This window comes from Acinetobacter sp. 1542444, assembly GCF_000581835.1.
Lineage (GTDB): Bacteria > Pseudomonadota > Gammaproteobacteria > Pseudomonadales > Moraxellaceae > Acinetobacter > Acinetobacter pittii.
Window position 1 is genome coordinate 187,734 of record NZ_JEYA01000003.1, and the last position, 21,208, is coordinate 208,941.

Consider the following 21,208-nt stretch of genomic DNA (forward strand, 5'->3'; position numbering starts at 1 on the left):
AAACAATAAGATAATAAAAAATAATTATAGGTATTTTATGAATTTATGATGAATTTTAGGAAAATCTAGTCACTAACGTCAGCTTTTGATTCATTCTTGCCAATAATTCCATTACAATTACGGGGTTTTAAAAATCACGCCTAGATATAATTAATTAGAGGACGTATCTGTGAGCAAAGACACTATCATCGCCCTGCACGCTGAACACCAAGGCCGTTGGAAAAACCGTGAAGAAATCGCGGAACGTATGATTGCATTAATCGGTCAATTATACCGTGAAAAAAATATTGTCGTATCTGTTTACGGTCGCTCTTTAATTAACCGTTCTGTTATCCAAATTTTGAAAACTCACCGTCGTACACGTGTTGTAGACGTTGAACTTTCTGTTGTAAACACATTCCCAATTTTAGAAGCTTTAGCAAAAGTTGAAAATATTGGTTCTGCAGAAGTTGATATCGGTAAACTTGCTGTTGAATACAAAGAAAAAGGCGGTGATGTTGATGCTTTTGTTGCTCAATCAGTTGAGTCAATCAAAGGTAGCGCAACTTCTGAACAACCTAAAGATGTAGTTCTTTACGGTTTTGGTCGTATTGGTCGTATCTTGGCTCGTTTAATCATTAGCCAATCAGGTTTAGGTCGTGGTTTAAGCCTTAAAGCAATCGTTGTACGTAAGTCTTCTGACGGTGACTTGGCAAAACGTGCTTCTTTACTTCGTCGTGACTCTATTCACGGTACTTTCGCTGGTACAATTTCTGTTGATGAAGAAAACGAAGCAATCATTGCTAACGGTAACTTCATTAAAGTGATTTATGCGTCTAGCCCAAGTGAAGTTGACTATACTGAATACGGTATTGAAAACGCACTTTTAATCGACAACACTGGTAAATGGCGTGATGCTGAAGGTCTAAGCCAACACTTGAAATGCCCAGGCGTTGCACGTGTTGTATTGACTGCACCAAGTAAAGGCGAAATGAAAAACGTTGTATTTGGCGTAAACAACACAGATATCTTAGATGAAGACAAAATCATCTCTGCTGCAAGTTGTACAACAAATGCAATTACTCCAATTCTTAAAGTATTGGATGACAAATATAAAGTTCTTAACGGTCATGTTGAAACTGTTCACTCATTTACAAATGACCAGAACTTAATCGATAACTACCATAAAGCAGATCGTCGTGGCCGTGCTGCTACTTTGAACATGGTAATTACAGAGACTGGCGCAGCTAAAGCAGTTGCTAAAGCATTACCTGCATTGAAAGGTAAATTAACTGGTAACTCTGTACGTGTTCCTACACCAAACGTATCTCTTGCAATCTTGAACTTAACACTTGATAAAGAAGTTGATCGTGAAGAAGTGAACGAATACATTCGTCAAATTTCGATTAACTCTAACCTTCAAGGTCAAATTGGTTATACCAACTCGACTGAAGTTGTATCGAGTGACTTTATCGGTTCTCGCACAGCAGGTGTATACGATGCTCAAGCAACGATTACTTCTGGTAACCGTTTAACTGCTTACGTTTGGTACGATAACGAAGTTGGTTATAGCTGTCAGGTATTACGTATTGCTGAACAAATGTGCGGCGTAAGCTACAAAAAAATCCCAGCAGAATTGAATGCTTAAGATCATTTAACGATCTATAAAATATTTTCACAAAAAGACCCAGTTTAGACTGGGTTTTTTTACAACCGTACAAAATATATGCTGACTATTTTTTGTAAATAAATGAGAATACAAATTAAGGAAAAAAAGAAAATAGTAAGGGATAGGAATTGTCGCAGTTTAAACGTTTGTTGGTCGTTTTTGTATTCATCATTATTGCCAATTTATGTGGTGTACTCATTGCAATATGGGTATTTAAGCACTTTAATATTTATATTCCACTGAAAAATCAGGCAGTTGCTATTGATTTACAAGAGCCTCTACAGGTTAAGGTTAAAGTACAAGATGCTTTAAATGTGGATGTAAAGGGGCGCGTAAATGCCAGTATTCCAATTGATGAGAAACTGAATATTCCTTTAACACAAACATTAACTCCGCGTGTTTACTTCGATAATATGGTGCCGATTAGTACAACCATTCCAGTCAAAGAAACATTAAAAGTTGAGCAAAATCTACCAATTGATACCAAGGTTCAGGTGCGTGTTTTGGGGCGTGATATTACGTTGCCATTAAAAGGAACAATTCCATTAAAACTTGATGTGCCAATTGATATTAATGTCCCGCTTGAGCAAAAGGTTCATTTAAAATTTGATGCCCCAGTACGCACGGTATTAAAAGAAAATCTACATATTCCTTTAAAAGCAAGATTAGACACGAATATCCCAATTGAGGGTAATTTAAGTGTACCTGTTAAAACTGCATTAAATGCTTCGGTTGATGTGAAAAATACGCTGCCTGTTAAGATTGCAAATGGTGAGTTAAAGATTCCTCTGTCCACTATGCGATTAAATCGAGTATTAGGTTCAGAAACATCACAAAAGACAGCTGATCAATAGGGTGGATGCTAATGTTCCGTTCACTCAAGAGTATGTTAATCAGTTTCTTTTTAATGATGATACTTGCCGCTATTATGTTTTGGGTGTATCTCAATATTCAAGCAAATTTAGTCGTTTCGGCTCATAATGCCGATATTAGTTTACCTGACTCTTTAGAAACAAAAATTCAAGTTGGTAATACTTTGCAGGTTCAGTCTATTGGTAAACTTGATACAACTTTAGATATAGATCGCCAATTAACTTTACCCCTAAAAGGGAAATATTTGGCAGATTTAAATTTTGCTGTAGAAACACCTATTACGGTAAGTGTCGATTATTCAACGACTCTAAAAATTGATCAGGTTATGCCTTTAGAAACCACCACAGATTTGGTTTATCAAAGTAAGTTTTTACCAAAATTTCCACTTAAATTAGATATCCCTATTAAATTAGATGTGCCTTTTAATTTAAAACGTAGTTATACCGTTCCCGTTAAAATTGTTTTTGATGGTCCAGTTTATTTTGAATTCGATGAACCTGTAAATTTATCGGTGAAACATCAGTTTAAACCAAGCCTAAACGTAAATGATCCTATGGAAATGGGGAATGTCTCGTCATTTAATGCCATCATGTATAATTCTGTGCCAAAAACAAAAGCAAATCTTGATATGCAAATGACCTTACCTCTGCGCAATGTTCATCCTTGATAATTAAATAAATTGGCTAAATTTTATTTTTTATAAGGATACTATTTGCAAAACTAAAAGAATCTGCTGGATTAAAGATAAAACAGATCGTTATAAAGGGAATTGTTCCATTTTCTATTCGAGAATTTTATGAAAATATGGCAGAATAGGCGGTTTTAGAGTTTTTAGAGGATTGGCAGATGCGCTTTGTTGATGAAGCAGTCATTACCGTAGAGGCTGGCGACGGTGGCAATGGCGTAGCCAGTTTTCGCCGTGAAAAATTTGTACCATTTGGTGGCCCAGATGGTGGTGATGGCGGACGTGGTGGAAGTATCTATATTCAAGCTGATGACGATACAAGTACGCTAGTCGATTACCGTTACACACGTAAATTCCGTGCTGAGCGTGGAAAAAACGGTGCAGGTGCTAACTGTACTGGACGTGGTGGTGAAGATGTGGTTTTAAAAGTACCCGTTGGTACAACAATTGTTGATACAGATTCAGGCGATATTATTGGCGATTTGGTTGAAGACGGCCAAAGAATTCTGGTTGCTGGTGGTGGTGAAGGTGGTTTAGGTAACACTCACTTTAAATCATCAACTAACCGAGCACCGCGTAAATGTACGACTGGTACAAAAGGTGAGTTCCGCGAAATTCGTCTTGAATTAAAAGTATTGGCAGATGTTGGTTTGCTAGGTATGCCAAATGCCGGTAAATCTACTTTCATTCGTGCTGTAAGCGCTGCAAAACCAAAAGTGGCAGATTATCCATTTACAACCATGGTTCCAAACTTGGGTGTAGTCGATGCTGACCGCCATCGTTCATTTGTAATGGCCGATATTCCAGGGTTAATCGAGGGTGCAGCAGAAGGTGCAGGTTTAGGAATTCGTTTCCTTAAACATTTGGCACGTACTCGTATTCTTTTACACATTATTGATGTACAACCAATTGATGGTTCAGATCCAGCACATAATGCAAAAGCGATTATGAATGAGTTGGCTAAGTTCTCACCAACTTTGGCTAAATTACCAGTTGTTTTAGTACTCAACAAACTTGATCAGATTGCTGAAGAAAGCCGCGAAGAGTGGTGTCAGCACATTCTAGATGAACTAGAGTGGACTGGACCTGTCTTTAAGACATCGGGCTTATTAAGCGAAGGTACAAAAGAAGTTGTGTATTACCTGATGGATCAGATTGAACAACAACGTGAACGCGAAGTTGAAGATCCTGAATATGCAGCAGAAGTAAGAGCTTTCCGTGAACAACTAGAAGTTGAAACACGTGAACAAACCATTGCGGCAAAAGAAGCATATCGTGCAATGCGTCGAGCACAACGTCTCGAAAGCATGATGGACGATGATGATGATTTTGACGATGATGAAGACGACAATGATGTAGAAGTCATCTACGTTCGTGACTAGAAAACCGAGGGAAACATGATAGAAGTGGTCGATGGGCAACGTCAGCTCAGTGAGTGTAAACGAATCGTTGTTAAAATCGGATCATCTTTACTTACGGCTAATGGGCAAGGTTTAGATCTAGATGCTATTTCGCATTGGGCGAAACAGATTGCAGATCTGCACAATGCTGGACACGAGATTATTTTAGTGTCATCAGGAGCTGTAGCAGAAGGTATGGTTCGTATGAAGCTTGCGAGTCGACCCACCGATCTACCCAGTCTACAAGCCTGTGCTGCAATTGGGCAGATGGGCTTAATTCATACTTGGTCTAGTGTGCTTGAAAACCATGGTATTCGTACTGCTCAGGTTTTATTGACTCATGATGATTTGGCAGATCGCCGTCGTTATCTGAACTCGTGTGATGCTCTGCAAAACTTGATTGATTGGCGTGTGATTCCTGTCATTAATGAAAATGACACGGTGTCTACCGATGAGATCCGTTTTGGTGATAATGATACCTTAGCTGCTATGGTGGCAGGTCAGGTTCATGCAGAATTGCTGATCATTTTAACCGATCAGCAAGGTATGTTTGACTCAGATCCGCGTCATAATCCTGATGCTAAATTACTCTCTACTGTTCGTGCTATGGATGATGATTTATTCGATATGGCCGGCGGTGGTGGTGTGCTTGGCAGAGGTGGCATGGTCACTAAAGTTCGTGCTGCACGTTTAGCTGCTAAATCGGGCTGCCCAACCCTCATCGCGAGTGGCGAAAGTGATAATGTGCTGTCACGTGCGATGGCAGGCGAGATGCTAGGTACGTTGTTTACTACAGATAAAGACCGTATGACAGCTCATCAACAGTGGCTTGCTGCTCATTTACAAACAGCAGGTCGTCTTGTGATTGATGATGGTGCTGTTGAAGCGATTAAATTGAAGCATCGCAGTTTGCTCCCTGTTGGAGTTAAAAATGTTGAAGGGCATTTTGATCGTGGTGATGTGGTTGAATGTGTCGATAAACAAGGTAAACGTATTGCGGTAGGTCGAGTGAACTTTAGTTCACGATCAGCCGAAATTATTAAAGGCTTAGCCTCAGATAAGGTTTATCAAGTGCTTGGTGAAGCTCGTTCACTTGAAATGATTCACCGTGATCATATGGCAATTTATTAAGTTTTACTCAAATAAAAAAGCTCGCTTTAAGCGAGCTTTTTTTCTGGTGTTAAACGAGGTAAAACACGGTCTTCACCTACCATATATGGATGTGTGGCGAGACTAAGCATGTCTAAGTCTTCCGAGCTATTACCATAAGCATAAATCTGGTGGTAATGCTGTAGCGTATATTGCTGATGTATTCTTAACTTCTTTTGTTCACTACTACAGTCTGGAGTGGAATAGTAACCCGTCATCATGCCGTTTTTAATTTGAGTTTCAGTACAAATTAATTCGATATCTAGTAACTTGCAAAGTGGAGCAAGATAGACATCAATTGAAGCTGAAACTAATACGACCTGATCACCACGCAATTGATGGTGTTGTAACTGATTAAAAATTTCAGGCGAAAGCACAGAGACTAACTCTTGTGCGTATTCTTCACCTAATTTTTGTAATTCGATTGCAGGCGTATTTTTAAACATGCTACGGAATAACTTGGCACGCATAGCATGGGCAGGGTAAAAGTTAAGATAGTAGGCTTGAATCCATGGCAGAATTTTCAAGCCTTGCTTAACAATGTGACGCTTAGATAAAGCATAAAAGATGAACCCTGTAAAACTATCTTTACTACACAAGGTTCCATCAAAATCGAACAGGGCGAGACTTTTTATAGTCTTATTCGTTTCGCTCGTTGCATACATGTTTCATATCGTCCGTTTACGCGGGTTGCATACCAGTTGGTATTATAATCACGACTTAATTTAGGCCCAGAAATTACCACTTGAGGCATAATTGCATAGAGCGGTTCTTTGCCAGTTTTTGATTTATAAAGTTTAGTCAGCGCAATATAAGTTTGAGTACTTTCAAACTTTTTCTCTTTTTCTAATTTAAGATCATCACGAATTTGTCTTGGTGTAACCAATACATTATTTTTTGCAAATACCGTAATCAGCTCTTTTTCTGACTCGCTTTGAGCTGCGCGTGGATCCCCATCTTTTGTATAAAGAAGTAGATCGCCATCAAGACTTATATCTTTATCGGTAAGCTCTCGTAGCATTTTTTGAAAAGCTGCATTACGGCTAGAGTACATACCAGAGTTATAATCCGCAAAACGATAAATGGCTTTATCATAGTCTGCTGGATAAACCATTAAACGATGTATGCCGTAATATAAACCACCATATTCAGTATATAGGTCATCGCGGAGCGCAGCAGTACTCATACTCGAACGCTTATTGGCTTTCGCATAATTAATATGAACTTGCATTGAACCCAAAGTCGTAATAGGGTTCATTTTCTCGCCAATATCTTGACCAACCAATTTGGCTGCACCAGTTAAGGCACTCACGTGATAGTGTTTAGCCATGAAGTCGAAAATTTCTCGGTAAAGTAAGTCGAGTTCTTTCTCGGTTTTAACTTTACGCATTTGACTCATATAGTTATTATCAGGAGAGGGCTGAGTTCTTAGAACTTCTTCAAAGTAACCAGCAATTGTTCCACCAACGGTTTTGCCAAGCTTATCTTCAAATTTTTCATTTAAACGTGTACTAACTTCTTCAACTGCCTTTTGTCCTAACCCAGGCACTTGAGGGTTGGCAACAAAGTTGGATTCCTGATCCACTACAGCCACAATACTACAGACATTTTTCTTGGTTTTAGGAATATCCAAGTCTTTCATAATGTCATCAATATCTTTAGCCCATGACTCACGGTCATGCACACGTGATGGAATTAGACGTTTAATCTGTTGGCTTTCTAGTTCAGGCTCATCATTGTTTGACCACCAAGCTTTATCACCACAAGCAGCTAAACTCATGCATACGGCAGCCATGCCGAATGATTTTAATAAAAAACGGGAAGACAACGGTTTGTTCATGGCGAGGAAAGCACCTGCATAAAAAGATGAGCCGATTAAGCGGATGAAGTATACTATGTTGATCATCAATTGTATGAATATATATGTATATTGGTCCCTATCAACTGTCAAATAATTTAATTGTTGCTCCTATGGCGGGAGTTACTGACCGTCCATTTAGAACACTCTGCAAGTATTTTGGCGCAGGCCATGCAGTCAGTGAAATGATGACTGCTGATAAAACTTTGCGGATGAGCAAAAAGAGCCTCTACCGTGCGAACTTTGATGGGGAGCTCGCTCCGATCTCTGCTCAAATTGCAGGCTCTGATCCTGAACAATTGGCAGAGGCTGCACGCTATCAAGTAGCAAATGGCGCACAAATTGTTGATATTAATATGGGATGTCCTGCCAAGAAAGTATGTAATAAGCTCGCTGGTTCAGCGTTATTACAAGATGAAGACTTAGTGGCTCGAATTCTTGATGCAGTGGTCGCTGCTGTTGATGTTCCCGTGACTTTGAAAACCCGTTTGGGCTTTTTAAATGGTCAGGAAAATATTTTAAGAGTCGCAAAAAGGGCAGAAGAAGCGGGGATTGCTGCGCTGGCTTTACATGGCCGTACTCGCGAAGACATGTATTTAAATACAGCACGTTATGATTTGATCAAACATGTCAAAGAATTAATCAATATTCCACTTATTGCGAACGGTGATATTGATAGTCCTGAAAAAGCAAAATATGTACTCGACTATACAGGGGCCGATGCAATTATGATTGGTCGAGCTGCTCAAGGTCGACCATGGATTTTTCGTGAAATTGCTCATTATTTAAAAACTGGTGAACATTTGGCTGCACCTAATATTGAAGAGGTGAAGCAGGTGTTACTAGGACATTTATCAGAACTTTATCAATTTTATGGTGAATACTCTGGCTGCCGTATTGCCCGCAAACACATTGCTTGGTACACAAAAGGTTTACGCTCAAGTAACGAATTTCGCCAAAATATGTATAAAGTTGAAAGCACTGCTGAACAGGCAATAGTAGTCGAAAATTATTTTAATCAGTTATTAGCTGAAGGCAATTTGATGAGTGATGTGCAAGTTGAGCAGGTTAACTTACTAGAAGCTCATTAAATAAAAAGCCAGTATATGATTACTGGCTTTTTAAGATTTACTCATCTTCTAGCATTTCTACAACTAACTGGTTAACCAGATCAGCAGCATCTAGCTCTCGTATTTGCGAGACATTACTACCCGCCCAAAAAGCGCCGAAGCCATAGTCTTTATTTTTGCTTGCAATTGCATTGAGTTGCTTAGCCAAATCATAAGTATATGGATATTCTGGTTGAGAAGGGCGATTTGGTAGATCAATTTGTGTGTGCCAATGGTTGAGCAATCCACGTGCAGGACGTCCAGAAAGACTGGCACTAATTTGTGTCACAGGCTCATTAAATAAAGCTTTACGATATTCGGCAGATGCGTTTGATGTATGGCATTGCACAAATGCTGTTCCGAGTTGAACAGCACTAGCTCCTAAGCTCAACATATGTCGTGCTTGTGCTCCATTCATAATACCGCCTGCGGCTACCACAGGTGGTTTGCAATGCTTGACAATAAGCTGTACTAAATCGCTCGTTTTAATTGCTGCATCAAAGGTTTTATTAAAGATTCCACGATGTCCGCCTGCTTCAATCCCTTGAGCAATAATAATATCTATACCAGCCGCTTCAATGGCTTGTGCTTCAACTAAATTGGTAGCAGACACCATCGTAATAATTCCGGCATCTTTTAATGCTTGAATTTGATGGGGATGGGGAATGCCAAAATGAAAACTGACCGCTTTAGGTTTGGTTTCTAATACGACATTTAGAAAATCATCGTTATCAAGAAAACTTGGATAAATACAGTTTAAGTTTTGAGGAGGCTGTTCTCCGAACTTTTCAAATTGTGGGCGTAAATATTCAATCCATTGAGCAGAAGCTTGAAGGTTAAGTTGCTCGGGTTGATGACAGAAAAAATTAACCTGAAATGATTTTTCTGTAAGTGTTTGGGTTTTTAAAATCTGTTCACGTGCACTTTGCGCCGTATTTGCACCTAGACCTAAGGAACCAAGACCACCTTGATTAGAAACTTCTGCTGCAAGTTCAGGTGTAGATACACCTGCCATAGGGGCAAGAAAAATTGGATGTTTGATTTCAAGTTGTTGTAATAGGTCCATTTTATTCACCTCATTTCTTTCTATTCACCATAGCGTGAAAACCGAACCAAGAGCAAATAATATTGGGCATTTAGTTTTTAAATATTTAGTTCTTAAACATTGATAAGTTCTGATTTTTTAAAGTGGAGTAACATGAAATAAAGAGCCGATCCAGCTTGAAAAGCCCATCGCTAAAATTCCCCACAAGGTAATGCGTAGACTCCCTTTAAGCTTGGAAGTACCTGCGAAATGACTTGATAGCGCTCCTAAAAAGGCTAATGAAATAATGCCAAATATTAAGACTGTTTTTTCGATCCATATATCTGGACTGAGTAAAATAGCCAGCATAGGAAACAATGCCCCAAATGAAAATGAGCCAGCTGAAGCTAATGCGGCTTGAATAGGGTTTGCTGCGGTATTTTCATGAATACCAATTTCATCACGCGCGTGAGCCCCTAATGCATCATGATTTGTAAGTTCAGTAGCAACTTGTAGAGCTAAATCAGGTGCTAAGCCTCTGGATATATAAATTTGGGTGAGTTCGTCCAGTTCACGCTGAGGATGCTTTTTAAGTTCTTGTTCTTCAAATTTTAAGTCGGCTTTTTCAATATCTTCTTGTGATTTTACTGAAATATATTCTCCTGCAGCCATAGAGGTTGCACCGGAAATTAAACCAGCAATACATGCAATAAGAAGTGTATGAGCAGAGGCCCCACTTGCAGCCATTCCCATGATTAGACTAGTAACAGAAATAATTCCATCATTTGCCCCTAAAACGGCCGCCCTTAACCAACCTGAGCGGTGAATAAAATGATGTTCTGGATGCTGAGAAAAGGACATATTTTCCCCTATTTGTAGTTATAAATTTTTATCTTATCCTATAAGATTATTTACAATAATACGATTAAAAAATGTGTCATTATAGGAAAAACAAACAGATAAGAACTTTTTTAAAACATAATGTTAAAGGAGATAAAATGAACAATTTAAAGAACTCATCTACTTATATAAACAATGTCATTTATGGGTTTAATTATAATACTTATTGATTAAATTTTAATTTGATTGCTACGCAAGCATTCTACCCATTTTACTCTAGAGGTCCCAATGAATAGCAAAACAATAAAATCTATAACCCGTTCCTTTATCGTTGTTGGTTCGATCTGTCCAGCTTTAGGCCTCTTAAGTATTGAGACTAGTTTTGCGCAAGAGATTGTTAATCAAGAATATAAACCAGGTAATCCAATTTATGATAAATGGGATCAATTTTATAAAATTGAAAAGACTCAACCTGAAAATGCCGAGAAGTTATTATTAGAACTTGGAGAGATGACACCACAAGATATTAAAGTATGGAAAAGCTTAACTTATTTACAAATTCGACTAGGGAAACAAGATGCAGCTTTGCAAAGTCTGAGAAAAGCAGAGGCCTTAGACCCAGCAGATGATAATTTAAAACTCCAAGAAGCCTACTTATTGAATTCTCAAAAAAATAATAAAGAAGCTTTGGTAGTTTTTAAGGAGCTTACGCAATCTAAAGATGCGGATATTGCCAATAAAGCGACACAGGCTGTAAAAAATCTGAGTGGAGGGGAAGTCAAAACTTATTTCCGTGATGTATATTTTGCACCTTCATATGAGTCACGTTACGACGATGTAATTTTCCCACTTAAAGCTCGCTATGGTAAGAACCTCGATAATGGTCGAGCGCAGGTGTATGGCTTTTTAAATCTAAACCGCGATACTCAATCTCAAGGTGGTGTTCGACCTGAAATCATTGATGAAAATGCAGTAACTCTAGGTGTAGGCGCTAATTATCAACCTTGGACTTCTATACCTGTGCGCATGTATTTAGAAGTAGGTGGAAGCTATGATCTGATTGATCGAAATAGAGATAAATTTCGTGAAAGTGTTGTGGGTGGGGTAGCAGGTTATCAAGAGTGGTACTCTCAAAATAGTTGTAATCAGTCACTTTGTTTTAATGATTACTTCACTGATTTATATGGCAACGCAGCAACTTATTCTAGAGAAGATTATAACGTTATTGGTGACTTGCGATTACGAACGGGTTTGAATGTCTATAAAGGTGAGAATGGCACTGTACAGGCTTATATGAAATTGCATGGCTTAGCTGACAGCAAAGATGAGTATTACAATAATTTATTTGAATATGGCCCAGGTATTTCATGGCAGCCTTTTAATTATCAACCAATAAAACTACGTGTTGAACGTCTATATGGCAATTACTTTAAAGATGTGCCAGTAAATACGAAAGATCATTACAACAATACTCGAGTAGAGCTCGTTTTTTATAAGGATTTCTAAAGTGAATAAAATTTTTATATCTATTGTATTTGGAACCCGTCCTGAATTAATCAAACTTGCCCCTGTTATTTTATTGGCAAAACAAGACCCTCGCTTTCAAGTTGAAGTGATTTTTACTGGACAGCATGACGAACTAGTAAGAGATGCGATAGATTTCTTTGGGGTTGAAATTGACCACCGTCTTAAAATTATGAATGCTGGACAAAGTTTAAATCAGTTATTAATTCATGGTTTGAGTCAAATCGAGAATGTGTACACTGATGGACAAAAAAGAGATGCAATTGTCATTCAGGGGGATACAACAACTGTTTTAGCAGCTGGCTTAGTCGCGTTTTCAATGAAAGTTCCTGTTGCGCATGTTGAAGCTGGTTTACGATCTTATGATTTAGATCATCCTTTTCCAGAGGAAGGAAATCGCCAGTTAGTTTCACGTATTACCAAATGGCATTTTGCTCCGACTGAACAATCAAAAAGAAATTTACTCAATGAACAAATTCCGCCAGAGCTCATTACAGTTACAGGCAATACAGTTGTTGACGCTGTGTATTTAGGGCGTAAATTAATTGCTGAAAAATCTGATTTGAAGAACCAGCTTGAACCTTATGGAATTCAATTAAAGCAAGATGACAAAGTAGTACTCATTACTGCCCATCGTCGTGAAAACTTTGGCGGTGGAATTCAAAATATTTGCAATGCGGTTGAGCACTTAGCTCAAGCACATCCGGATTTACATTTCATTTGGCCTGTACATTTAAACCCAGCCGTCCATGACGTAGTCCATGATAAGTTTAAAGACCATTCCCAAATTCATCTTGTTAAACCATTAGACTACCCAAGTCTATTGGCAGTGATAGACCGATCTACTTTTATTTTGACGGATTCAGGAGGCTTACAAGAAGAAAGTCCATCATTTAATAAGCCAGTTTTAATCTTGCGAGACACTACCGAGCGACCAGAAGTTGTTGAGGTGGGAGCAGGCGTTTTGGTGGGTACAAATCAACAAAAAATTATTGAAGAAGCTGAAAAGTTACTCACCGACCAACAGCATTATGAAAAAATGGCACATGTGGAAAACCCATTTGGCGATGGGCAAGCTGCTCAACGTATTCTCAATCAAATTGCTAAATCTTATGAATCGGCATAATTATGATTTAAGGATCTCGTCTCATTTATGGTTTTGTTGGCATGACCATAAGTGAGGCGGTACCATAAGCTCACAATATTAACGCACCAGCGGCTCATGTAATGAGGACCATCAAAAATATAAACAGTTTTACCTTCATATGCTTTTAGCTGAGAAATAATTTCCCAAGGATATGCGGCTCTAAATTGCCCATTCTTTTTCACTCTAAAAGCTTCTAATACTATAATTACTTTGTCTTTTCCAAGTTTATGTTCAAGCTGATCTAAAATATGTTTGGCCTGTTTAGGTGATCGAACGCCTACGCCAACACCATCTTGGAAAAAAACTCCCGTATGGTCAGGCAGCCAGCTTTTAACCCATAAATCATAATTTTCAGGCTCAGTTTCGCCACTATAAATACTCACCCAGACTGGTGAAGGAAGCTTCGATAACACATGACCTAAAGCACTGACTCGTAGCCAAGTTGGATCTGCTTCTACCGGAAAGTAATAACCTTTAAATGCTGTTTTTTGCTCTTTTATAATTTGGGCAGATTTTTCGCCTAATTCAATGACATTAGCCCGAGCTTTAGGTTCATTATATTCACCTGCTAAGCCTAATATAAGATTTTTTGCCCAAGGTTCTTGTTTAATCTTTTCTAAATTAATAGCTTTTTCCCATTGAGGAAAATTTGATTCTTTCCACCAAGATTTAGATTCAACCACAGACCATTGAGGAACAAATGTATCGACACCTAAGTAGTGCCAATTTCCTTCTGGAGGAGTCGTGTTATTGTCAGGTTGCCAGAAAATGCCTTCAATATGAGGGGCTTGACCTTGATGTTTGAAAAGCCCCGCATATCCAATGACACTACATATAATTAAAATAATAAAAGCAGCTATTTTAATTGGTATCTGTTTTCTCATTATTTCGTCTTAACCAGTACCACAAGAAGATAATTATTATCATAATTGCAGAGATAATCACAACTAGTAAGAAGAAAGAAGACTGTTGGACTAGAGGCGCCTTTTGATTTCCGACAATGAGTTTTTGTAAAACATAGATATTTCCATTTTCTGAAACCAGCATTTTCGTCACGTTGTTTGGAATTTTATGTTGTATTTTTTCCCAAAGGTGCATAAACGTTTGTGCGCCACCTTGTGAGTCGGTAATCACATCAAAGCGGTTATTGTTATAACTGACAATAAAACCATTTTGAGCAGCAGGAGCATAGATAATATCCTGATGCATTAACACCTGTTGTTGATAAATATCTTTGTTAACGCGGACATTTACAGATTGTGGCGCGCTCGGTGAATAACGGACTAGGTTGAGAGGCATTGGTGCTTGTGTTAAAAGCATTTTTTTCGCGGTTTGACCTAATACAATAGCGATATTTAACGCACCTGATTGATCATCAATCGCAATTGTCGGAGTCGTTGCTAGAGTCATTGAAATTGCGGCTACACCATTTTTGAGTTTGTGGGGTAGTTTTACAGTAGACTTGGCTGTATCAATCCAGAGCGAACCATGTGCAGTGGGTAAACACTGAGAGTTAGCAATCACCGAGTTTTCAAGCTTTAAACTAAAATTGGTCGTATTAGAAATAGCTTTTGCAAAAATGTTGAATTGTCGGTTTACCGGATCGGAAGCAAGGTCGGCTGTTTTCATGCTTCCAGCAAGTCCTCCATCAATCCAAGCTGTAATATTGGAACCTTGTAATAAACCACTTTGAATACGAAGTGCAATTTGCCCTTGCAAGATATCGGTTGGTTGCCATACTGCAGGGAAATCAAGGAATAAGTTCTTTTCAGCATGATTTAATCTGAAGTCCTCAATGCCTAAATCGGCAAGTGTATTGATTTTTTTAAATTGTGCCCAAGTTGGGGTGGAGATTGTTGTGGGGAAAATTGCACTTCCTGTATCAAGTTGCTCTACGTATGAGGGATTGATTAGTCCATTTATGGCAGCAGTGAGTTCTTGTGGGGTGTGATAAGTAATTGAAAGAGTAGCCACTCCATCTGCTGGTTTTGCGATTTGTACGAATGCTCCCCCTTTAAGTGGCGTAGCTGAGCGAATCACTTCAATAATAAAATTTGTTTCATCATTTAAATTAGTTTGTCCTGAATCAACCCATTCAATTGGTGTGATAGAAGTCCATGAACTTGCTAATCTAGCGAGCATAGAAGCTTCTATAATCTCTTTACGGTTATATTTTAAAATACCAACAAACGGAGTAGGCCGTCTCGCTTGTGGATTAGCTAAAGCGTCTGGTAAGTCTTTTAAACGGTATACATTACGGATAGGCGTAAAGTCGAGTTGGGAATTGCTTAAATAAGTTAAGTGATCAATATCTTCTGTACAGAATGTTTCTTTGGTTTGATTCAGCGTAGTGGGTTTAGCATATTGTTGAATAATAAAATCTAAACGATGAAAGCCACTCTGACTTGCTGGAATATCAAATTTGACTTGACCATCCCCACTTAGGGTAGTGTTATAAATGAGTTTATCATCATATTTTACAAGTAAAGTTGTATCGCTTTCAGTGGAATAATCACTTGAAAATTGAATGTTTTGCCACTGGGCACCTTTGCCAATATAGAAAAAATGAGGCTCGACTGTGTATTTAGTAGAAGTACTAATATCGTCAAGTTTCCATATGTATGCATGAGCAGACATGGCGAGCATAAGACTGGTGCTGGCAAGGAGCACTTGAGCTGTTTTGTAAAGATCAAAAGTCTTTTTCATTTATTTTTTCTCCTTGCTACGTTCCGTTTTGTACCATTGAAGGGAGTTGCCCTGTATTTTATTTTTAAGCATGTCATATGCGGCTTTAAAAACAATAAATAGAAATATTTGTGAGTAACTTACGTAAGATAGAACTGAATAAAAGTAGAGTTCTGGTTTGACCCTTTCTAAAGAGAGAGTAAACCACATTTGTGCCACATATAGGCAAAACGACAGACCCCATAGAGTTGTGAATGGGCCTGGAACTGAAATACCCGCAATATCAAGTATGCCAAGGGTTAAGGTGATATGACTCCAGAATAAAGCGGGTACAAAAAGTATGTAGCACATAATGTTGTTAAGAATTTCAATTCCGATAGGAAAAGGCGTTCTTAATGCGACGGGTAAATATTTACGAGTCACATAAAAATTACCTTGGGTCCAACGTGAACGCTGTTTAACAAACACACTCAGAGATGGAGGATCTTGCTGCCAACCAATCGCATAGGGCACCCATTTAATTCGTTTTTGGCCAATGAAAATCCTAAAACTCATTTCTGTATCATCGACCAATGACTTTTCATCAAAACCGCCTAAGGTTTCTAAAGCATCACGCCAAATCACATAGTTAGTACCCATTAATGTTGATAGCTCAAAACGTTGCCAACGACCGCCTTGGAAAATCCATTGGAAAAAGATGAACTCAATGGCAATAAATCGGGTCAAAATACTATCTTGCCAATTACGTGTTCTTACTTTTCCATTAACGGCTACTAATTTTTTATCGGCAAGCAGGGTTTGAGCGAGCAGACGAACACAATCGGGTTCAGGTGTACTGTCTGCGTCATAGACAACAATCAATTCACCTCGAGCATGGGGGAGGCCATTATTAAGCGTTCTAGACTTGCCTTTACCGCCCATTCCTTTAGGAACATTAACAATCTTTATGCAAGGATAAATCTGTGCCAAATTTTCGGCAATTTCTAAGGTGTTATCCTTTGACCCATCATTAATGAGTAAAACTTCATATGCTTCGGCTGGGTAATCTTGTTGAGCAATTGCATGCAAAGTATCTTCAATCACAACACCTTCATTATAGGCAGGGATGAGGACACTCAAAATGGGCCATCTCTCTGGTATTGGAAGGTTTTGTAACTCTTTTTCTGCTGTTTTTGAATATTTCCAAGCTTGATAACTTAACCACGCCCAAAATGCTTGTGGAATCCAAATCCCTAAAAATCCAAATAAGAAGAGAATATCAATGGGAGCCATTTGATTTAACCCTCCTGATAATAGACGAGATGAGCAAGACTAATAAAATCAACCCGATTACAAGAGAGAACCATGAAATATAGCTGCCAAACGTACCAAGGAGGTCAGGGTAGGTACTCGTGAGAATTAGATCGAGTGGAACTACAACAGTACTTAAACCGATAAAAATGTATCCAAGGAAATTAGTTTTTACATGCTCTGGCGTACTTATGTAATTAATCTTATTAAATTTCCAAGATATTCCGAGTTGAGGATATCGAATATTTGTTGTGGGTAGATCAGCAGGAGGATTAATAATAATTTCATACCCAGAAATATGACCGTTAAAACGTTTAGCCGAATAAAATAAATGCTGTTTTTGCTTAATTTCTCTAGAGGGTAACGGGAGCTGCGACGAATTAAATTGAATAATATAACTACCAGCGGTCTGTGAAATTAAATTTTCATCCCATCCCGTTGAGACAAAAGCAGCCATTGGGCGCAACCCAATTGCAGTCGAAAATGTGGCTTTAGCCGCAAAATATTGAGGTTGCTCTGATTTATAAAGTGCAATCGGAATCGCACCTTGGCTGACTGCTTCTTTGAGCAAGAAATAATGAGAAAAGCTAAAAACTTCATCAGGCAATATAATGCCGGGCTTGATCCCTTTATGAATAAGTCGTTGAAAGCTATCCGAGCTGATTTGGTCAATTGTAAAGATAGGCCACCATGTATCCTGATATGGAAAAAACATGGAAAGATCATCGGTACTCTGAACTTCTGTTTTGGTGTGTTCAGTTTTAATCTCACAATGATAATATTGTCGATAGAACTGCTGTAAAGTAGCATCCGGATACTGACTAGATGCAATAATAATTCCACAAATATTAAGAAGATTAGACATTAAGTAATCTCCTCTTCAGGTGGAATCTGAATAACTTTATATTCGACTTCAAGCCGCAAAGTCATAATTTCTTTTAGCTTTTTAATAAATTCAGGCTCTTCATCCGTTTTTTGCTTGCGAATTACAATACTGTATATAGTTTCAAGATCATCATCAGCAAACTGGAAAACGATTTCTTGTGGATGATGCTGACTCAAAATCTTAATCATTTCATTTTGCGTGGTTTTCCATACATCATCGCCTAACATTTCTTTAATTAAGCTTCGGTTGAGAATTCTAATTTCAAAGACTTCATAGTCTTGAATGTGATGATGATCAAGAAGCTTAAAGAAACTGCGTTGAAAATACTTGAGTGCACTCAGCGGGAAAATATCACGACGATAATTACGGTCATAACTTTGGATATCACGGTATTTTTGAACGTTAATTTCGATATTATGGCGAACAGCACTCAGAAAAAGAGGAATGAGGGGAATAATAAAAAGTAAAAGAAGCTGACGTTCAATATGCGTCTGAGCCCCTAAGTCGAGTAAAAAATATACTGCAACACCGATAAAAGCGAGTAACCCCACAATTAAGGATGCACCAACTTGTAAAAAAGCTCCAGAAATTAAAAGAATGAGAATAAAAATCCAGCTTCCTCTAAAACTTACAGGCAACCACTCATACGCCACCATGCCCATAAATAGATGAGCTGCGATAATCCATAAGACGAGTGTTCTTCCAGGGTTCTTTTGTTGCATGTGAGCTATAGCTACCTTATTGTAATGTTAATTTTTTTATACTTTTATTACTAAATGTGAGACATTGCGAAGTTGTTGTTGTTTATGGCCTTTTTAAGTATCTATTATGTTTATTTGTAGAACAAAGTCTCACTATAGTCAAATACTGTTATTATTTTTTAATTAAAAATAAACACTTAAGACGTAATTCTTATTTAAATACTCTTGAAAGTTTCAATTGCTTTAAGACGAGTTCCCTTTAAATCTACAATTGGTTTTGGATAATTTAACTGAATATTCGTTTTAGTCGAGTAGGGCTCATGAATGGCTTTATTGTCTAGATGAGCTAATTCTTCAACCCATTGACGAATATAATCTCCATTTGGATCAAATTTCTTTGATTGAGCAATAGGGTTAAAAATTCTAAAGTAAGGTACAGCATCAGTTCCGGTAGAAGCGCACCATTGCCAGCCACCATTATTTGCTGCTAAATCCCCATCGATTAAATGCTCCATAAACCATTGTTCACCTACTCGCCAATCGATGAGCAAATTTTTACATAAGAACATGGCAGTAATCATGCGAACACGATTATGCATCCATCCCGTTTTTAAAAGTTGACGCATTCCAGCATCAATAATCGGTATACCTGTCTGGCCCGTTTGCCATGCAGTTAGGTGGTCTGGATTGTGATTCCACTTAATTTTCTGAGTGTCTTTTTTAAACGGAATATGTTTAGAAACATGGGGGAAATCAAATAAAATATGTTGATAAAATTCTCGCCAAATGAGTTCATCTAACCAAGTCTGCTGGCCTTCATTTGTCAAATGAAAGTTGCCATGTTCAGCCCTAAAAAGAGCTTGCAGGCACTGGCGGATAGACAAAATCCCAATGTTTAAGTAGGGAGAAAGTTGGCTAGTTCCTCTTACATTGGGAAAGTCACGTTCTAATTTATAATCAGATAAATGATCTTTAATAAATATGTCGAGCTGCTCTAGAGCAAAATTTTCTCCAGCTGGCCATAAGTCTTGTTGCTCTTTAGAAACAGAAGGATCAAAAAAAGCTTCAATATTTTCTAGAGTTAAGCTGTTTATTTTTGAAAAAGACGCTGGATAGCTACTTTGCTTTTCAGGAATTGGATAGCATTGAGGTAAACCACTGATATCCAATTTTGAATAACATGCTTTTTTGAATGCACCGAAAACCTGATAGGGCTGCTGTGACTGATTGCGAATAGAGCATAAAGGAAAAATCGTACGGTCATGGAATAAAAAGAGCTCTTTACCTTGTTGATTTAAAAAATCTTGTACAGTTTTATCTCTTTTTAATTCATTAACGCCGATCTCTATATTTGAATAGACATTTTCAATATTAAGTTGAGTGCAAAGTTCACCAATATAATCAGCGATATCTTTCCAGTAAGGAATGATTTGGATAATAAGGGGAATATTAAGTTGTTCTAGTTCTTTTTTGAGTTGTTGAAGTTGACGTAAATAGAAATTAATTTTTATAGGCGCATCGTGATGCATTTTCCATTGTTCAAGCGATAAAATAATTAACCCAATACAAGGCCCTTGTTGAGAGGCATGCCATAAAGCAGCATGGTCTCGAACTCTCAAATCTTGACGAAACCAAATTAGCTGATTTACGTTTGACATGAAAATTGGCCCTTATAGAGTGAGATGAGTTAAAGGATTATTATCAAAATATTATATAAAAATAAATACATAAAAAAAGCAAAGCCGAAGCTTTGCTCTTATCATCTTTAAAGATGAATTAGTGGTGATGACCACCAGCACCGTGTACGTGACCGTGATCTAATTCTTCTTGAGAAGCATCACGGATTTCTACGATTTCAACTTCAAAAGTTAAATCTTGACCAGCAAGTGGGAAATTAGCATCAACAACAACGTTGTCGCCTTCAACCGCTTTAACAGTAACGATCTGTACGCCGTCATCTGTTTGAGCTTGGAATTGCATACCAGGTTGAATGTTCTCAACACCTTGGAACATTTGAGCTGGAACTTCTTGTACTAGGTCTGGGTTGTATTCGCCATAACCTTCAGCAGCTGGAACGTTAACAGTGAATTTTTCACCAACAGTTTTACCTGTTAATGCATTTTCTAAACCAGGAATGATATTGCCTGCACCGTGCAAATAGGCAAGTGGTTCACCTTGAGATTGATCAAGTGTTTCACCCTCAGCGTTTGTTAATTTGTAGTGGAATGAAACCACGTGGTTATTTGCAATAGCAGTCATGTTTTTGATCCATTCAATCAATTGAAGCGTACATCATAAAGTGAAAAATAAATTTTGTAGACTACAAAATCTTAATCTTTAGCACTTTTTCTGATGCGTTTTTATATAAATAGGGACGAACTTAAAAAAT

The 21,208-nt window shown here is 38.0% G+C and carries 19 protein-coding genes; 8 read left to right on the top strand and 11 right to left on the bottom strand.

All coding sequences use genetic code 11. The annotated features are described in order from the left end of the window. The first annotated feature begins 169 nt into the window (after positions 1-169). From J580_RS13085 to proB, 5 genes are all read left to right on the top strand, one after another. Positions 170-1,627, top strand: coding sequence for a glyceraldehyde-3-phosphate dehydrogenase (locus J580_RS13085; RefSeq protein WP_002118702.1), 1,458 nt, complete (start codon positions 170-172; stop codon positions 1,625-1,627). Between the two features lie 149 nt (positions 1,628-1,776). Beyond that, positions 1,777-2,502, top strand: a complete 726-nt coding sequence (locus J580_RS13090) for a hypothetical protein (protein ID WP_032004447.1) — start codon at positions 1,777-1,779, stop codon at positions 2,500-2,502. An 11-nt stretch (positions 2,503-2,513) separates the two neighbouring features. Beyond that, a complete protein-coding gene (locus tag J580_RS13095) occupies positions 2,514-3,188 on the top strand; it encodes a hypothetical protein (RefSeq protein ID WP_005073191.1) in 675 nt (224 codons plus the stop codon). Positions 3,189-3,367: 179 nt separating this feature from the next. Beyond that, positions 3,368-4,588, top strand: a complete 1,221-nt coding sequence (gene cgtA, locus J580_RS13100; RefSeq protein ID WP_002118576.1) for an Obg family GTPase CgtA — start codon at positions 3,368-3,370, stop codon at positions 4,586-4,588. Positions 4,589-4,603: 15 nt separating this feature from the next. Next, positions 4,604-5,737, top strand: coding sequence for a glutamate 5-kinase (gene proB / locus J580_RS13105; RefSeq protein WP_002118789.1), 1,134 nt, complete (start codon positions 4,604-4,606; stop codon positions 5,735-5,737). Positions 5,738-5,763: 26 nt separating this feature from the next. Here proB and J580_RS13110 read toward each other — a convergent pair whose 3' ends face one another. Beyond that, positions 5,764-6,420 carry an HAD-IB family hydrolase gene (locus J580_RS13110; RefSeq protein ID WP_005067866.1) on the bottom strand — a complete coding sequence of 219 codons (657 nt, stop codon included), beginning with the start codon at positions 6,418-6,420 and terminating at the stop codon, positions 5,764-5,766. Continuing rightward, positions 6,387-7,595 carry a DUF1615 domain-containing protein gene (locus J580_RS13115; RefSeq protein WP_050675757.1) on the bottom strand — a complete coding sequence of 403 codons (1,209 nt, stop codon included), beginning with the start codon at positions 7,593-7,595 and terminating at the stop codon, positions 6,387-6,389. The genes J580_RS13110 and J580_RS13115 overlap by 34 nt, the downstream gene beginning before the upstream one ends. Positions 7,596-7,678: 83 nt before the next feature. On the opposite strand from J580_RS13115, the gene dusB reads away from it, so the two are divergent. After that, on the top strand, positions 7,679-8,704 hold the full coding sequence (dusB, locus tag J580_RS13120) for a tRNA dihydrouridine synthase DusB (RefSeq protein WP_032004451.1): 1,026 nt from the start codon (positions 7,679-7,681) through the stop codon (positions 8,702-8,704). 37 nt (positions 8,705-8,741) lie between these two features. Here the strand turns inward: dusB and J580_RS13125 are convergent, their stop codons facing one another. Beyond that, the gene (locus J580_RS13125) at positions 8,742-9,788 is read right to left on the bottom strand and encodes an NAD(P)H-dependent flavin oxidoreductase (RefSeq protein ID WP_032004452.1); all 1,047 of its coding nucleotides are present in this window, start codon (positions 9,786-9,788) and stop codon (positions 8,742-8,744) included. A gap of 117 nt (positions 9,789-9,905) precedes the next feature. Then, the gene (locus tag J580_RS13130) at positions 9,906-10,607 is read right to left on the bottom strand and encodes a VIT1/CCC1 transporter family protein (RefSeq protein WP_002118524.1); all 702 of its coding nucleotides are present in this window, start codon (positions 10,605-10,607) and stop codon (positions 9,906-9,908) included. A gap of 267 nt (positions 10,608-10,874) precedes the next feature. Between J580_RS13130 and J580_RS13135 the strand changes: the two genes are divergently transcribed. Both J580_RS13135 and wecB read left to right on the top strand, forming a co-directional pair. Beyond that, positions 10,875-12,092 (top strand): tetratricopeptide repeat protein, encoded by a 1,218-nt coding sequence (locus J580_RS13135; protein ID WP_032004454.1) that lies wholly within the window; start codon positions 10,875-10,877, stop codon positions 12,090-12,092. A gap of 1 nt (position 12,093) precedes the next feature. Next, complete coding sequence (gene wecB, locus J580_RS13140; RefSeq protein ID WP_032004455.1) at positions 12,094-13,236, top strand: non-hydrolyzing UDP-N-acetylglucosamine 2-epimerase; 1,143 nt, start codon at positions 12,094-12,096, stop codon at positions 13,234-13,236. Here wecB and J580_RS13145 read toward each other — a convergent pair. From J580_RS13145 to J580_RS13175, 7 genes are all read right to left on the bottom strand, one after another. Further along, positions 13,221-14,141: a hypothetical protein gene (locus tag J580_RS13145; protein WP_005073204.1), complete on the bottom strand. Its 921-nt coding sequence runs from the start codon at positions 14,139-14,141 to the stop codon at positions 13,221-13,223. The two genes, wecB and J580_RS13145, sit on opposite strands and share 16 nt — an antisense overlap. Beyond that, complete coding sequence (locus J580_RS13150) at positions 14,119-15,963, bottom strand: hypothetical protein (protein WP_032004456.1); 1,845 nt, start codon at positions 15,961-15,963, stop codon at positions 14,119-14,121. Before J580_RS13150 ends, J580_RS13145 begins: the two co-directional genes overlap by 23 nt. After that, positions 15,964-17,214: a glycosyltransferase family 2 protein gene (locus J580_RS13155; protein ID WP_032004457.1), complete on the bottom strand. Its 1,251-nt coding sequence runs from the start codon at positions 17,212-17,214 to the stop codon at positions 15,964-15,966. Further along, positions 17,201-18,097, bottom strand: a complete 897-nt coding sequence (locus tag J580_RS13160) for a hypothetical protein (RefSeq protein ID WP_032004458.1) — start codon at positions 18,095-18,097, stop codon at positions 17,201-17,203. The genes J580_RS13155 and J580_RS13160 overlap by 14 nt, the downstream gene beginning before the upstream one ends. Next, the gene (locus J580_RS13165) at positions 18,097-18,840 is read right to left on the bottom strand and encodes a hypothetical protein (RefSeq protein ID WP_002118735.1); all 744 of its coding nucleotides are present in this window, start codon (positions 18,838-18,840) and stop codon (positions 18,097-18,099) included. Before J580_RS13165 ends, J580_RS13160 begins: the two co-directional genes overlap by 1 nt. 194 nt (positions 18,841-19,034) lie before the next feature. Beyond that, positions 19,035-20,477, bottom strand: a complete 1,443-nt coding sequence (locus tag J580_RS13170; protein WP_032004459.1) for a cryptochrome/photolyase family protein — start codon at positions 20,475-20,477, stop codon at positions 19,035-19,037. Between the two features lie 118 nt (positions 20,478-20,595). Beyond that, on the bottom strand, positions 20,596-21,078 hold the full coding sequence (locus J580_RS13175) for an FKBP-type peptidyl-prolyl cis-trans isomerase (protein WP_002118581.1): 483 nt from the start codon (positions 21,076-21,078) through the stop codon (positions 20,596-20,598). Positions 21,079-21,208: the final 130 nt, after the last annotated feature.

Bases quoted from the DNA above. Each gene is read 5' to 3' on its own strand.
- cgtA (WP_002118576.1), top strand. From the start codon at position 3,368: ATGCGCTTTGTTGATGAAGCAGTCATTACCGTAGAGGCTGGCGACGGT.
- J580_RS13175 (WP_002118581.1), bottom strand. From the start codon at position 21,078: ATGACTGCTATTGCAAATAACCACGTGGTTTCATTCCACTACAAATTA.
- proB (WP_002118789.1), top strand. From the start codon at position 4,604: ATGATAGAAGTGGTCGATGGGCAACGTCAGCTCAGTGAGTGTAAACGA.
- J580_RS13095 (WP_005073191.1), top strand. From the start codon at position 2,514: ATGTTCCGTTCACTCAAGAGTATGTTAATCAGTTTCTTTTTAATGATG.
- J580_RS13170 (WP_032004459.1), bottom strand. From the start codon at position 20,477: ATGTCAAACGTAAATCAGCTAATTTGGTTTCGTCAAGATTTGAGAGTT.
- J580_RS13160 (WP_032004458.1), bottom strand. From the start codon at position 18,097: ATGTCTAATCTTCTTAATATTTGTGGAATTATTATTGCATCTAGTCAG.
- J580_RS13150 (WP_032004456.1), bottom strand. From the start codon at position 15,963: ATGAAAAAGACTTTTGATCTTTACAAAACAGCTCAAGTGCTCCTTGCC.
- J580_RS13130 (WP_002118524.1), bottom strand. From the start codon at position 10,607: ATGTCCTTTTCTCAGCATCCAGAACATCATTTTATTCACCGCTCAGGT.
- J580_RS13115 (WP_050675757.1), bottom strand. From the start codon at position 7,595: ATGAACAAACCGTTGTCTTCCCGTTTTTTATTAAAATCATTCGGCATG.
- J580_RS13135 (WP_032004454.1), top strand. From the start codon at position 10,875: ATGAATAGCAAAACAATAAAATCTATAACCCGTTCCTTTATCGTTGTT.
- J580_RS13125 (WP_032004452.1), bottom strand. From the start codon at position 9,788: ATGGACCTATTACAACAACTTGAAATCAAACATCCAATTTTTCTTGCC.
- J580_RS13165 (WP_002118735.1), bottom strand. From the start codon at position 18,840: ATGCAACAAAAGAACCCTGGAAGAACACTCGTCTTATGGATTATCGCA.
- dusB (WP_032004451.1), top strand. From the start codon at position 7,679: ATGTATATTGGTCCCTATCAACTGTCAAATAATTTAATTGTTGCTCCT.
- J580_RS13110 (WP_005067866.1), bottom strand. From the start codon at position 6,420: ATGTATGCAACGAGCGAAACGAATAAGACTATAAAAAGTCTCGCCCTG.
- J580_RS13155 (WP_032004457.1), bottom strand. From the start codon at position 17,214: ATGGCTCCCATTGATATTCTCTTCTTATTTGGATTTTTAGGGATTTGG.
- J580_RS13145 (WP_005073204.1), bottom strand. From the start codon at position 14,141: ATGAGAAAACAGATACCAATTAAAATAGCTGCTTTTATTATTTTAATT.